At 60.8% G+C, this 13,979-nt stretch carries 13 protein-coding genes; 5 read left to right on the top strand and 8 right to left on the bottom strand.

Annotated features, from left to right (window positions below):
- Positions 1–177: 177 nt before the first annotated feature.
- The 4 genes from B5477_RS02625 (at position 178) to B5477_RS02645 (ending at position 4,791) form a co-directional block, all read left to right on the top strand.
- Positions 178–642: a DUF2975 domain-containing protein gene (locus B5477_RS02625; RefSeq protein ID WP_143533528.1), complete on the top strand. Its 465-nt coding sequence runs from the start codon at positions 178–180 to the stop codon at positions 640–642.
- A 14-nt stretch (positions 643–656) separates the two neighbouring features.
- Entirely contained in the window at positions 657–875 is a 219-nt protein-coding gene (locus B5477_RS02630; protein WP_079698270.1) for a helix-turn-helix domain-containing protein, read from the top strand.
- Positions 876–877: 2 nt separating this feature from the next.
- The gene (locus B5477_RS02635; RefSeq protein WP_079698271.1) at positions 878–2,554 is read left to right on the top strand and encodes a DUF4153 domain-containing protein; all 1,677 of its coding nucleotides are present in this window, start codon (positions 878–880) and stop codon (positions 2,552–2,554) included.
- A gap of 1,010 nt (positions 2,555–3,564) precedes the next feature.
- Positions 3,565–4,791, top strand: coding sequence for an MFS transporter (locus tag B5477_RS02645; RefSeq protein WP_079698272.1), 1,227 nt, complete (start codon positions 3,565–3,567; stop codon positions 4,789–4,791).
- 65 nt (positions 4,792–4,856) lie between these two features.
- Here B5477_RS02645 and B5477_RS02650 read toward each other — a convergent pair whose 3' ends face one another.
- The 8 genes from B5477_RS02650 to B5477_RS02685 form a co-directional block, all read right to left on the bottom strand.
- Positions 4,857–5,855, bottom strand: a complete 999-nt coding sequence (locus tag B5477_RS02650; protein WP_079698273.1) for a LacI family DNA-binding transcriptional regulator — start codon at positions 5,853–5,855, stop codon at positions 4,857–4,859.
- 199 nt (positions 5,856–6,054) lie between these two features.
- Positions 6,055–6,891: a TIM barrel protein gene (locus B5477_RS02655; RefSeq protein WP_079698274.1), complete on the bottom strand. Its 837-nt coding sequence runs from the start codon at positions 6,889–6,891 to the stop codon at positions 6,055–6,057.
- Positions 6,892–6,942: 51 nt separating this feature from the next.
- Entirely contained in the window at positions 6,943–7,776 is an 834-nt protein-coding gene (locus tag B5477_RS02660; RefSeq protein ID WP_079698275.1) for a carbohydrate ABC transporter permease, read from the bottom strand.
- A gap of 13 nt (positions 7,777–7,789) precedes the next feature.
- Positions 7,790–8,668, bottom strand: coding sequence for a carbohydrate ABC transporter permease (locus B5477_RS02665; RefSeq protein WP_079698276.1), 879 nt, complete (start codon positions 8,666–8,668; stop codon positions 7,790–7,792).
- Positions 8,669–8,829: 161 nt separating this feature from the next.
- Positions 8,830–10,200, bottom strand: coding sequence for an ABC transporter substrate-binding protein (locus tag B5477_RS02670; protein WP_079698277.1), 1,371 nt, complete (start codon positions 10,198–10,200; stop codon positions 8,830–8,832).
- A 105-nt stretch (positions 10,201–10,305) separates the two neighbouring features.
- Positions 10,306–11,139 (bottom strand): sugar phosphate isomerase/epimerase family protein, encoded by an 834-nt coding sequence (locus tag B5477_RS02675; RefSeq protein ID WP_079698278.1) that lies wholly within the window; start codon positions 11,137–11,139, stop codon positions 10,306–10,308.
- Positions 11,140–11,158: 19 nt separating this feature from the next.
- Positions 11,159–11,986, bottom strand: a complete 828-nt coding sequence (locus B5477_RS02680; protein ID WP_079698279.1) for a sugar phosphate isomerase/epimerase family protein — start codon at positions 11,984–11,986, stop codon at positions 11,159–11,161.
- 24 nt (positions 11,987–12,010) lie between these two features.
- Complete coding sequence (locus tag B5477_RS02685; RefSeq protein ID WP_079698280.1) at positions 12,011–12,847, bottom strand: sugar phosphate isomerase/epimerase family protein; 837 nt, start codon at positions 12,845–12,847, stop codon at positions 12,011–12,013.
- A 361-nt stretch (positions 12,848–13,208) separates the two neighbouring features.
- On the opposite strand from B5477_RS02685, the gene B5477_RS02690 reads away from it, so the two are divergent.
- Complete coding sequence (locus B5477_RS02690) at positions 13,209–13,961, top strand: fumarylacetoacetate hydrolase family protein (RefSeq protein WP_079698281.1); 753 nt, start codon at positions 13,209–13,211, stop codon at positions 13,959–13,961.
- The last annotated feature ends 18 nt before the right edge of the window (positions 13,962–13,979 follow it).

A 13,979-nucleotide genomic window follows, 5' to 3' on the forward strand; every position in this document is an offset into this window, starting at 1 on the left:
CAGGCATTTTGCCTGCGGGCTGTCTTTTTGTTTTACAAAAAGAAAATATCGAAAATTAGATAAAATTTATTGACAAACGATAAAAAGCATGTTATCTTAGTGCCAGTGAGCAATCAAAGGGAAGGACGCGCGGCCTGGAGTCTCTTTGGCGGCGTTCCCGGGAAAGGAAGGATTGTGTTGTTGAAAATTTTGGGGGAAGGCAGCTTGTGCCGCCTAATGGAGCGTTTTTGCAGGCTGCTGATGATTGCGGGCGGGTTGTTCCTCGTGGGGCTGCCCTGGATTTTGCGGTTCTATTTTAACTTCAAGGGCCACGCGGGGATGACACTCTACGTCACCATGCTGGTGGTGCTCTACGTTTCGGGGCTCTGCGGGATGCTCATCCTGTGGCAGGGCAAGCAGATACTGCGCAACATCAATGCGAGCGACCCGTTCACCGGCGACACGGCGCAGCGTATGCGCCGCATCGCCCTGCTCTGCCTGCCGGTGGCGGCCGTCTATCTGCTGGCGACCATCCTGATGCCCTCGATGCTGGTGGTGCTGGTGGGGATTGTCTTCCTCTTCCTGGCGGCGCTGGCGGCCATCCTGGCCGAGGTCTTCCTGCAGGCGGCGCGCTTTAAGCAGGAAAACGACCTGACCATATAAAAAGGGGGAGCGACATGCCGATCATAATCAACATCGATGTGATGATGGCCCGGCGCAAGATGAGCGCCAGCGAGCTGGCCGAGCGGGTCGGGATCACCCCCGCCAACCTGTCGATCCTAAAGAACAACCGCGCGCGGGCGATCCGCTTTTCGACGCTCGAGGCGCTCTGCCGCGCGCTGGACTGCCAGCCGGGGGAGCTGCTGGAATACCGCCCGTATGGTGAGGAGGATTAAGGATGGATCAGGAGAAAAAACTGCCGCAGGCGCAACAGCCGAAGGAAGGCGGCGCGCTGCCGCCCGCCGCACAGGGACAAAAGCCGCCGCTCCCCCGAAACGACTACCTGAGCAAAGAAGCTCCCCGCACCGATGCGGACGGGGCGGACGCCAAGACGGCCGAGCTGCGCCGCCGGTGCTCCAACGAGCGGGCCATGCTCTGCACCCTGGGGAGCCTGCTGCTGGGCGTGATCTTCTGCGAGACAATGCTGTTCGGGGGCCTGGGGGTGTCGGTACCTGTCTTCACGCTGCTGTGCTACCTGCTCGTCTTCTGGTACCTGCACCGCGAGGGGGAAAAGGCCCCGCGCGCCGTGTGGTGGATGATGGTCCCCAACTGCCTGCTGGCGCTGAGCTTCCTGCTGCACCACAACCCGAGCACCATGTTCCTTGCGGTGCTCACCATGCTGGTACTCTGGGCCGGGCAGCTGCTGGTGCTGGGAAAGGTGCCCATCAGCAGCCTATTCTCCTTTGAAACGGTCAGCCAGTCCTGCTTTTGGCTGATCGGCAAGCCGGTGCAGCACCTCTTCCTGCCGCTGTACACCTTGCGCAAAACACAAAAGCACAAGTCCCGCCGCCTGGCGATGGCGCTGCTCGGCGTGCTGGCGGCCCTGCCGGTGCTGGCGGTGCTGCTGATCCTCTTCGCGCTCGCGGACCCCATCTTCGGCGAGGGGCTGTACGCCGTCCAGCGGGCCATCGGCCTGCGGCCGGTGAACCTGCTCGGCGATCTGCTCTTCGGCACATTTCTGGGACTGGGGCTGGCAGCTCTGCTGCTGGGCCTGCGCGAGGAGGAGAAGCAGCCTGCCAAGGCGAAAAGCCTGAGCGTACTCGACCCGGTGCTGGTTTCTTCCTTTTTGATCCTGCTGGATTTGGTGGTGCTCAGCTTTGTGGGGGTGCAGCTGGGCTACTTCTTCGGCGGTGAGGAGCGCCTGAATCTCGACTGGCTGACCTATGCCGAGTATGCGCGGCGCGGCTTCTTCGAGCTGGCGGCCGCCTCGGGGATCGTCTTTACAGTGGTCCTGCTCGCTTTGATCCTCTGCCGCCGCCGGGAGGGCGGGATCCCCCGTCTGGTACGGGCGCTGCTGGCGGTGCTCTGCCTTTCGGACGGAGTGGTCCTCCTGTCCGCCGTGCAGCGCATGCTGCTCTATGTCAGGGCATATGGATTGAGCCTCAAACGGCTGCTTACCCTTTGGTTCATGCTGGTGGTGGGGGTATCCCTGATCCTGCTGCTGGTGCGCTGCCTGTATGAGCGCTTCCCGGCGGCCAAGTGGGTCTGTGTGGCTTTGATCGCCGGGGTCTGCCTGCTGCGCTGCGTGAACGTTGAGCGCCTGGTCGCCCACTACAATGTCGAACGCTATCTCGCCCCGGATTCACAGGTTGAGGTGGATAGTGGCTACTTTTCGCGGCTCTCCTACACTGCCGCGCCCGAGTTGCAGCCCCTGTTCGATGCCGGGCTGGACGATGGGCTTTACGATGTGCTGGTAAGTTGGGACTTACAGCTGGAGAGGAGCCACCCGATCTACGGCTTTACACTGGAGCGGCCCGCCGCGAAACGGATGCTGGAACAGAACTGGGGCCTCGTCGAGGAATATGATTGGTACGGCCCGAAGGCCGAGTACTGGGATGACGACTGGGACGAATAGGCGAAAAAGGCCCGCAGGGGAACCCCCTGCGGGCCTTTCGTTTTGGATCAGGTCAGACCGAGAGATGGCCAGCCGCACGCAGTGAAGCGAGCAGGTTATTGACCGTGGTGACGACGTCTGCGGTGGTGGCGCCGACCGGGAGATCGGCGACCGCAGCGGCAGCCGGAACAGCCGGGCCAGTTGGGCCGGTGGGCCCGGTGGGGCCAGTGGGGCCGGTTGCCCCGGTCGCGCCAGTCGCCCCGGCGGCACCAGCCGCACCGGTTGCCCCGGTCGGGCCGACAGGGCCCTGTACGCCCTGGATGCCCTGCGCGCCAGTCGCACCAGTCGGGCCGGTTGCCCCGGTCGCGCCCACAGCACCGGCCACGCCGGTCGCGCCAGTCGCTCCGGCCGGGCCGATGGGGCCCTGCACACCCTGGAGACCCTGCGCACCGGTTGCCCCGGTCGCGCCGGTTGCACCAGTCGGGCCTACGGCGCCAGCAGCGCCCGGAGCACCCTGCGCACCGGTGGCACCGGTCGCGCCGGCAGCGCCAGTCGCACCGGTCGGGCCGACGGGGCCCTGAACGCCCTGCAGACCCTGAACGCCCTGCGGGCCGGTCGGGCCAAGCGGGCCGGGAACGCCCTGGATGCCCTGCGGGCCTTGGGGCCCACGGGGACCCATCGGGCCCATGGGCCCGGTCGGGCCGGTTGCCCCGGTCGCAATGCCGGTGGGGCAGATGGGCGGACACGGGCAGGGGGGACAGGGAGGCGGACACGGCGGGCACGGCGGCGGACAGGCCGGCGGCCGACAACAGGTCGACGGCTCAAAGCCATGATAGATATTCATAACAAGTACCTCCGTAAATGTATAGTGGAATCCCTCGCATAGAGGTATCCTATTCAGCATATTCCATAGCAAAGGGTTTGGTGAAGGTGCAGAAAAAAGGAGGGATGAAACTGCGCAAAAATGATTGTGAAACCGACAAAAATATGGTACAATCGACCTAGTTTACCGGAGATTGGCAGGGTTGACAATGTCCTATTTCAAAAAGGAAAACCTTCTTTTCTATGCGTTCAACGTGGTCTATTTCGCCTGCAGCAGCCTGTATTTCGGCTTTATCGTGATGTACCTCACCGCGCACGGCTATTCCAGCTTTGAGTGCGGGGTGATCAACACCATCATCAGCCTGGTGGAATTTTTGTTCCAGCCGGTGGCGGGGTACATCACCGATACCTTCATGAGCATCAAAAAATATATCATCCTCTGCTCGGCCGGGGCGATCCTGACCACCTACCTGCTGCCCCTCACAGTGCATAATATGCTGGGCGCCAGCATTTCGGTCATGCTGCTCACCCTGTTTGCGTATCCGTTGACCTATCTGGCCGACACCTGGTCGGTCACGCTGCGCGAATCCCTAAGCTACATCGACTACGGCAAGAACCGCTCGGGCGGTTCGGTGGGCTATTCGGTCACCTCCGCGCTGGCTGGCGTGCTGATCGCCAAATTCGGCTACGACCTGCTCTTCTTGCTGCATGTCATCCTCTTCGCGGTGGTCATCGTCATTGTGCTGTTCATCCCTGGCGTCCCCTGCGGCAACGCCCGCAAAAAGAAGGTGGAGGGGGCGCAGCTCCAACCGGAGCAGGGGGAAAGCCTCTCCTTCGGCGGGATCATCAAGATGCTGCTGCGCAACCAGAAGTATATGGTTTTCCTGCTGAGCACCTTCTGCTTTTACATGGCGCTCAAGGCCTGGTGCACCTACATCCCCTACAAGATCATCGAGCTCGGGGGCGCGGACAAGGAGCTCGGCTACGCCATCGCCTTGGCTGCGGTGGGGGAGATCCCGATTTTGTTTATCATGAACCGGTGCGTGCAGCGCTTTCGCCTGAGCTTTATCTACATCACGGCCACCCTTTGCCTCTTCGCGCGCGGGCTATTGATGCTCACGGCGCAGTCGATGTCGATGGTGATGCTCTCCGAGCTGCTCGAGGCGTTCACCTACGCCTTCTTCATCGCCGTCTCACTCGAGATGATCAACCGGATCGTCCCGCGTTCCATCCGCACCACTGCGGTCACGGTGGAGGTGGCGGTGACCAACGGGCTGTCGGGGATCATCGGCACCTTCATCGGCGGGATTCTGGTGGACCGCTTCGGGGTGGACATGATGTCGCTGGTGATGTGCGTAATGAGCGCGCTCGGGGTGTTGCTCTTCGCGGTGCCGACCTATATACAGTTCCAGCGCGACCGCGAACTGGTGGTTTGACGCTGAGCGCAAAAAGTGCCCGGAACCGCTCGGTTCCGGGCACTTCACATGTTGTTAGTCTGGACTTACGAATTCACGGGCCGGGTGGATTCCCCGACCACCAGGCGGGGAGGCAGCTTGAGAAAGCGGGAGGTGAGCTCCCTTCCGGCGAGGAGTTGCAGCAGCATCTCCACGCTCTTTTCAGCGATTGTTGGAACCGGCTGCTCGACCGAGGTCAGGCGGGGGGAATAGTTGTTGTAAAGCGGGATGTTGTCGAATCCCACCACCGAAATGTCCTGCGGCACCCGGTAGCCGTGCTCCTTAAAGGCGCCGATTGCCCCGGCCGCGACGCTGTCGCAGACGCCGATGACCGCGCTGGGAATGGTCCCCCGTTCGATCCAGCGGTTTGCCACCCGGTAGCCGACCGAGAAGTCGTAGATGTCCCCGCCCCCCTCGCACAGCAGCCTCAGCCCGTGCTTTCTCAGGGTGTCGATCGCGCCGGCGCGCCGCTCGTGGCAGCAGAGCATGTTCGGCCCGTCGATATAGCCGATTTGGCGGTGCCCCAGCCCGATCAGGTGCTCGGCGGCCATGACCCCGCCGAGGTAGTCGTCCACCTCGACGTAAGGGTAGTCCGCCAGCGCGTACTGGTTGTCCAACAGGATCACCGGCAGGTTATAGCGCTTTAGCTTCTCGAGCACCGGCGATTCCAGCCCGGGGGCGATAACGAAAAATCCGTCCACGCGCTGCTCGTCCAGGATGTAGCGGGCGTTGTCCTCTCTTGTGATGTCGTCAAAGAGGAAGAGGGAGAGAAAGTACCCCTTTTCCAGCAGCTTTGCCTTGGCGGCTACCACCACCCGGCTGGTGTAGAGGCCCTTGAGGTCGGGCAGCACCACGCCGATCAGCCCGGTCTTTCCGCGCACCAGGCTGCGCGCGGCGGCGTTGGGCGTGTACCCGAGCTCCCGGATGGCGGCCAGAACCTTCTGGCGGCTCTCCTCCTTGACGTTTCCGGTATTGTTGATCACCCGCGAAACGGTGACGGTGGAAAGCCCGCATCGCTTCGCCACATCGAGAATACTGACGCTCATTGTGTTTCCTCCTGTCCGGCGCCATTCTGGATCGGTTGATGGCCTTTAAAAACAGTATACCATCATTTTTTCAAATGTGCCACTGGTATTGTCAGGTTATGGGGGATTTTAGGAAAACCGGCAGGGACCGCCCTTTCGGGCGGCCCCTGCCGGTTGGAGATATTCCTTTCTTTGGAAAGGAGTGAGTAAGTAGGTTGTCCTATTGGATCCCCAGGCGCTTCATCATCTCGCGGATGCGGCGCACCGACAGGGACATGTAGAACTCGGGATCGCCGTGGGCGCTGTCGCCGCCGAGCTCAATGCTGCAATAGCGGTCGTACTTGTAACGCTCGATCATCAGCAGCAGCTCCTCGAAGACTACCTCGCCGGTGCCGACCACCATATGCGCGTGGCTGATCCCGTTGCCGTCGGTGAGGTGGATGTGGCCCATCTTATCGCCCAGCTTCTCGAAGTAGTTGGAGTAGGACTCCTGCATGACCAAGGGGTTTACGCAGTCGAGCATACCGTACATCCTGGGGGAGGGCACGTCGTTGATCAGGCGCTGCAGGTCGTCGGCGGTGGTGATGATCAGGCTCTCGTAGGGGGAGAGGGATTCCATCACCACGTCCACCCCGACCTTCTCGGCGTGGGCGCAGACCTCCTGCATGCCCTCGACGAGGTGCCGCCAGTCGTCCCGCTCGTTCCCCTCGTAGCCGGGGTCGCCGGGGGTGATCTGGATCAGCTTCGCCCCGATCTGGGCGGCGACGTCCAGCGCGAGCTTGTAGTATTCCACCGTCTCCCGGCGCTCCTTCTCGGACTGGGAGCACAGGTTGTACGGATAGACGCAGTTTTCGGGGGTGTAGGCGCAGACCGGCACGCCGGTGTCCCTGGACATCCGGTTGATCTCATTAATCATCTTGTCGTCGCAGTCATAGACGTAGGCGTGCGGCCGTCCGCCCCAGACCTCGATCCCATCCATTCCGAGGCGCTCGGCCTCCGAGAAGGCCTTGGAAAGCGAGTAGCGCGAGTAGGCCATTGAAAGAAAAGAAAGTTTCATAATCCACCTCGATAATAAAATTTCTGACCGGTTGGCGGGGCCAAACGGTAATTAACCCTTGACGCCGCCCGCGGTCATGCCGCGCACGAACTGCTTCTGGAAGGCGACGAAGAGGATGATCACCGGGATCGCCGCGATTACCAGTCCCGCGATCAGCGCGCCCCAGTCGGTCGACAGGGTGCCCTTGAGGGTGGCGAGCCCGAGCGGGATGGTGCGGATCGAGTTGTCGGACGTGAAGACCATCGCCATCATGAATTCATTCCAGAAGCTCATGACCGCCAGCAGCGAGGCCGAGGCCAGCACGGGCTTGGAAACCGGGAGGGTGATGCTCAGGAAGATGCGGAAGGTCGAGCAGCCGTCGATGATGGCCGCCTCCTCGATGTCCTTGGGGAAGTCGAGGAGATACGCCCGGATCAAAAAGACGGTGAAGGGGATACGGAACGCCACATAGGGCACGATCATGGCGAGATAGGTGTTATAGATTCCCATCGTGCTGAGGATCCGGTAGAGCGGTACCAGCGCGACCTGGGGGGCCAGCAGCAGGCCGGCCAGGATGACCATGAAGAGGACCTCGCGGCCGCGAAACTTGAAGCGGCTCAGCCCGAAGGCGCAGGCCGCGCTCAGCGCGAGGGTCAGGATGGTGGAGACCAGCGTGACAAAGACGCTGTTGCCGATGAAGCGCCCCACGCCGACCCGCCAGGCGGTGGCGTAGTTTTCCACCTTCCAGACGGTGGGCAGGCCGAAGGAGTTGCTGTAGAGGTCCTTGTTCTCCTTGAAGCCGCTGATGATCATCCAGTAGAAGGGCAGGAAGATGGAGAGGACCAGCACGATCAGCATGATCCAAAGCAGGATGTGGACAATTTTAGATTTTATATTTTTTTCCATTTTTCGCCCCTCCTTATTCCTTGCCGGAGCCGGATACCTTCATCTGCAGCAGGGAGAGGATGAAGGTGATGATGAACAGGATGACCGCGATGGTGCAGGCGTAGCCCATTTCATCCTGCCGGAAGGCCGCCTTGTAGATGTAGCCGGCGAGCACCTCGGAGGAGTAGCCCGGGCCGCCGCGCGTCATGATGTAGACCTCGTCGAAGAGCTTGAAGGAGCCGACCACGCAGACGATGGTGTCGACCAGGATCATCTCCTTGATGTTCGGGATGGTGACGTGCCAGAAGATCTGCACCTGGTTGGCGCCGTCGATGACGGCCGCCTCGTTGAGCTCGTCGGGAATCTTCTGGATCCCGATGATCAGCAGCATGGCCATGTAGCCGAACCACATCCACTGGGAGACTGCGATGACGCCGAAGATGGCGGTCTCGGGGGTGCCCAGGATGTCGAGGGCGGTGGTGTCCATGCCGGTCAGGGCATGCACGATGGTGTTGAACGGGCCGACGTTCGGGTTGTAAAACAGGTAGAACAGCAGTCCGACCACCGTCATGGACATGATGGACGGGATGAAGTAGACCGTCCGGAAGAACCCGGAGTAGCGGCGCATGAACTGGCTTTCCAGGATGGCCGCGATGACCAGGCCGAAGCCCACCTGCCCGAAGAGGGAGATAAACGCATAGAGGGAATTGTTTTTCAGGCAAATCCAAAAGTTTTCATCCTGGAAGAGCCTGGCGTAGTAGTCAAGCCCGACCCAGTTCATGCCCGGGGTAAACGCGTTCCACTGGAAAAGGCTCCAGAAAAAGTTGAGGATGATGGGGACATAGACGAAGACAAGAAGGATTGCGAGAGCTGGAATGATGTAGAGAAACGGGGTGTATTTCTTAGCACGCAAGAAATATCTCCTCCTTTACCATAGATTTCGTCTCTACGGCCGACCAGCGGCCAAGGCCGTACGGTTATCAATCAGGGCCGGGCGGTCCGCCCGGCCCTGATTGAATGAATGCGAAGCGTTTGGTGTGAGACCAATGTTTCGAGCTGAAATCCCGAGGCTGTTTACTCGGCGGCAGCTTCGCCGGCATATTCGGCACGCACGGCGTTGGCGGCTTCCTGCATCTTGCCGATGTACTCCTCGGCGGTGAGGCGCTCGTCGATGTAGTCCTGGCCGTTCTTGAGCAGGACCTCGGTGATTCTGGACTCGAAGCCGCAGTCGCACCACTCGATCATGCCGGAGGTCTCGTTGAGGACCCAGTCCATGGCCTCGAGCGCCTGGGCGCAGAAGTTGTCGCTGGTCATGGCGCCGATCAAGCTGGAGGTGTGGCCGGCGTCAGCCTTGCGCTTCTCAGCGTCGGGGCTGGTCAGGTGCTTGAGCACGTCGACGGTCACGTCGGGGTTCGCGGTGTAGCCGGAGACGCACAGCCCTTCCGGTCCGCCGTGGATGCGGTCCTGGTCACCCTCTTCGCCGGGGATGTCGGGCATGGGGAACCAGCCGAAGTTGTCGCCCATGTTGTCATAGACGGTCTGGAATTCGAGCATTTCGAGGTAGGCCATCGCGCCCTTGCCGGCGTAGAAGTTCTGGCAGAGCATCTCATGGTCGGTGGAACCGACGTTGGGGGTGAAGTAGGGCTGCAGCTGCTTGAAGTACTCCAGGCCCTTGATGTAGCCGGGATGGTCGATCTTGACGGTGGTCACCTCATAGTCCTGGCCCTGCATGATCTCTTCGGGCACGCACTTGCCCCAGAGAGCGCCGTACCAGTGGGGCGCATCCCAGACGATGCCGTTGCCGAAGGAGAACGGGGTGATCCCGGCGCCCTGCAGCTTCTCGCAGATGGCTATAAACTCGTCCCAGGTTTCGGGGGTCTTTTCGATCCCGGCCTGCGCGAAGAGCTCTTTGTTGTAGACGTAGAGCATGGCGTCGAAGCGGGTCGGGATGCCCCAGGTCTTGTTATCATAGGTGAAGGAGCCCAGCGCCGCGGGGATGTAGGAATCCTTCCACTCGGTGTCCTTGGCCAGGTAGTCGGTCAGGTCCAAGGTGGCGCCGGCGCGGATGAACTTCTTGGTGTACTCGCCGGACCAGACCTGGTAGATGTCGGGCATGTCGCCCGAACCCATCAGGACGCGCAGCTTGTCCTTGATCTCGTCGTCGGTGGTGGTCTCGATCTTGATGGTCACGTTGGGGTTCGCGTCGGTGTACTCCTTGCACAGGTCCTCAAAGAGCTGCGGGAAGGGCTCCGCCACATACTTGTGCAGGAACTTGACGGTCACCTTGTCGCCGCTGGCCGCCTTGTCTCCTCCCTGTGAAGTCTGGGAGGCCTCGGCGCCGCCCTCGGAGCCGGCCTGTGCCTGTCCGCCGCCGCCACAGCCGGCAAACACGGACATGGTCATGATCGCAGCAAACAACAGCGCGAGCATTTTCTGTTTTTTCATTCTCCTCTTCCTTTCTCAAACGAAATGTACTTTCACGTTTTATCGCACTGTGCATTTTCCGGCCGCGTGGGCACGAAATAGAAAAGCACAGCTGGGACCAATGCTTTACTCGGCGTACTGGTAGCAGAACTCGAGGCTCTTCTTCATCGCGTCCTCGGGGTCCATCGCGTACCGGGTGCCCCAGAGCTCGGGGGTGAGCACGCCCTTGTAGCCGTGGTCGGCCAGGATCTGCATCCATTCGGCCATCGGCAGGACCCCGGTGCCGGGGATCAGGGAATAGGCGTTCTCGGTGGCGTCGATAAAGTGCATATGTACCAGGTCTTCGCCCAGGAGCTTCACGCAGGTTTCAAAGTCCTCCTCGGCCTTATAAAGGGCGTTGGTGTCGATCATCCCGCGCAGGTTGGGCAGCCCAATTTCGTCGATCATCTGGCGGATGTGGGTGCAGTTGTTGACCACCGTCGAGGTCATGTAGGACGAGGCTTCGAGCACGATGGTGATCCCGTAGCTTTTGGCCCGCTCGGTGATGAGGCGCAGGGATTCCTTCGAACGCTCCCACGCGCCGTCGAGGTCCCCGTCGAAGTAGCCGCGCCCGCCCACGATCTGCACCAGCGGGGAGCCGAGGATGGCCGCGTATTCCAGGGTGTAGTCGTAGTAGTGCACCGAGTAGCTGCGCGCATAGTCGTCGTCCAGCGCGATGTTGATCGGGTAGGAGCACTGCTCCGGGGTGAAGCAGGCCACCTTGATCCCGCTGTCGTCGAGCCGGCGGCGGATGTCCTTCGCCCGCTCGGGGGTGCAGTTCTCCACATAGAGGTGGGGGTCCGCCGCGTAGAATTCAATCTGACGCACGCCCAGGCGCTCCATGGATTTCACGAAATAGGGCAGGCTGTAGCGGGTGTAGTGGTAGTTTGCACCCACAATCTGGTCCTTTTTGAGCTTCAATGTATGTTCCTCCTTGCGCTTAATCGTCGAGGCAGCCGCGGCAGAAGTCGAGGCTCTGCTGCATGGCCTCGTCCGCGCATTCCTGGTAGCGGAAGCCCCAGAGCTCGGGGGTCAGATACCCCTCATAGCCGTACTTGCCGAGGACGTCGAGATATTCCTTCATCGGCAGGATCCCGCTCCCCGGGACCAGGCAGCCGCCGTCCGGCTTAAGGTCGATGAAGTGCAGATGGCGCAGATGGGGCCCGAGCAGCTTAACACTCTCCTCGAAGTCCTCGCCGGCGTGGTAAATCGCGTTGGTGTCGATCATCCCGCTGAGGTGGTCGCTGCCGATTTCCTTGATCATCTTGAGCTGGTCGGGGGTGTCCTTCACCGTGCAGGTGCGGTCCGCCTCGAGCACGATGGTGACCCCCACCCGCTCAGCGGTCTTCATAAGACGGGCGATCCCGTCGGCCGAACGCTTCCAGTCCTCCCCGGGGTCGCTGCCGATCAGCCCGGAGCCCGAGATCATCTGCATATAGGGGGACTCGAAGGCGGCGGCCAGCTCGAGCGCCTTCTCATAGTAGCGCAGCGAGCGCTCCCGCACGATGGGATCGTCGATCGCGGCGCTGACCGGGTAGAGGCACTGCTCGGCGGTCAGGCAGCAGACGGTGATCCCGGCCTCGCGCAGCAGCTTCTGCTGCCCGCCCACCGTGCCGGGGGTGTAGTCGTCGACATACAGGTGGGGGGAGGCAGCGTAGAGCTCGATGTGATGGACGTCCATGCGCTTCATCGACTCCACGAAGTGGGAGAAGGGGTGGCGGGTGTATTGGTAGTTTCCGCCGGCAATCTGTTCTTTTCTCAGTTTCATAGCGGTTCCTCCTGACGGTTTCACTTATTTGAGGAGCTTGAAGAGGTAATCGACGCTCTGCCTGACCGAGGCGGTCGGGTCCATGTAGTACCGCCCGGAGGTGATCTCCAGCGAGAGGTAGTTTTCGTACCCACCCGCGGACAGCTCCTCGAGGTACTGCTCGGCCGGGAGGTTCCCGTCCCCCCAGGCCAGGTGCCCGCCCGGGGTCCCGTCGATGAAGTGGACGTGGATGAGGTCCTTGCCGAGCGCGTCGAGGTAATCCTTCGGCGTCTCGCCGGCGAAGCCCATCGGGGCGTTGTCGATCATGCCGCCCACGTTCTTGTGGTTCAGTTCCTTCAGCATCTTGCACAGCGAGGGGAGGTTGTTGACCAGGTTGCTCTCATCGGTGCGCAGCACCTCCAGCGCGATCTTTACCCCATGCTCGAGCCCCAGCTCGCACAGGTCGTAGATCCCTTCCCGCGCGTGCTCCCAGGCTTCCTCCTTGTTGCTGTCATCGAAGTAGCCCCAGCCGGTGGTGACCAGCATCTTCGGGCAGTGCAGCTCGCCGGCCACCCGGATCGAATCCTCGAAGAACTTGAGGCTGCGCCGGCGTTCGGGCTCGGTTTCGGCCGCCATGTTGATCGGGTAGACGCACTGTTCGGGGGTGTAGCAGACGAGGCTCAGATTTCTCGTCTCGATCTCGCGGCGCACCTTCTGGATGTCCGCGTAGGTCATGTCCTCGGGATGGAAGTGCGGGGCGGCGCCCCACAGCTCGATGTTCTGTACGCCGCAGTCTACCGTGTCATCCAGGAATTTCTTCAGCGGCCAGTATTTGTACTGGATGTTCATCGTCACCAGTTTGTCCTTGCCAATGGTAATCATAAATCTACCTCCTCGTTTTGATAAGGTCGGCTGTGTTTATATTGCGGACACCTGCCCGCCTCCTGATAATCTGCATTATACGCATGGATGAGGACTTTTGCAAGGGTTTTTAGCTAATTCCTCCATAGTAACGAATGAAAACGTATTAATTTATGGCATTGTGACTAAAATATTTTTATATTTATTCCCTTGAACGAATATTTATTCCATGAATTGTATTTTCTTCCAGGAGCGAACGCTGTTTAATTTCTTTCAGATTATTTGACGAAATCTGACGAAAAAGGACGAATGGTACTTTTCTGGGAATAGAAACTGTGATATAATCGGTTTTAGTAAAATTAAGTAAAAAGGGGGCGGAAATTTGAAGCTGGTTCGTTTAAAAACACGGGACGGCATCCGCTATGGCGTCATCAAGGGCGGGGCAATCTACGAGGTGCAGGGGGACATTTTCGAGGGGCTGCGCATGAGCGGCCGTTCCTTCCCGCTCGAGGGGGCGAACCTGCTCCCGCCGGTTCAGCCGGGCAAGGTCGTCGGGGTGGCCTATAATTACAGGGAGCATGCGCAGGAGCGGGGGCTTCGGGCGCCCAAAGAGCCGCAGCTCTTTTTAAAACCTCCTTCGGCGGTGACGGCGCCCGGCTCAAGGATTCCCTGGCCGCCGCTGTCCAAGCAAGTGGAGTTCGAGGGGGAGCTGGCGGTGGTCATCGGCCGCCCGGCCAAGAACATCGACATGAAGTACGCGCAGGACTACATCCTCGGGCTGACCTGCGCCAACGACGTCACGGCGCGCGATTTGCAGCTTCCGGGGAGCCAATGGGCGCTGTGCAAGGGGTTCGACGGCTTTCTCCCGCTCGGGCCCTGTGTGGTGACCGGGCTCGATTATAAGGAATTGCAGCTGACGGTTTCCCTCAACGGGAAGGTCCGGCAGCAGGCAAATATGGGGGACATGCTCTTCGGCATCCCCGAGCTGGTGGGGTATGTTTCGCGGGTCATGACGCTGCTTCCGGGGGACGTGATCCTCACCGGGACCCCGGCGGGCAGCGCTCCCATGCGCCGGGGGGACGAGGTCAGCGTGGAAATCGGGGGGATCGGCACGCTGCGAAACACAATGGGATAAACGACTTGACAACACAGA

Source organism: Provencibacterium massiliense (assembly GCF_900169495.1).
Taxonomy (GTDB): domain Bacteria; phylum Bacillota; class Clostridia; order Oscillospirales; family Ruminococcaceae; genus Harryflintia; species Harryflintia acetispora.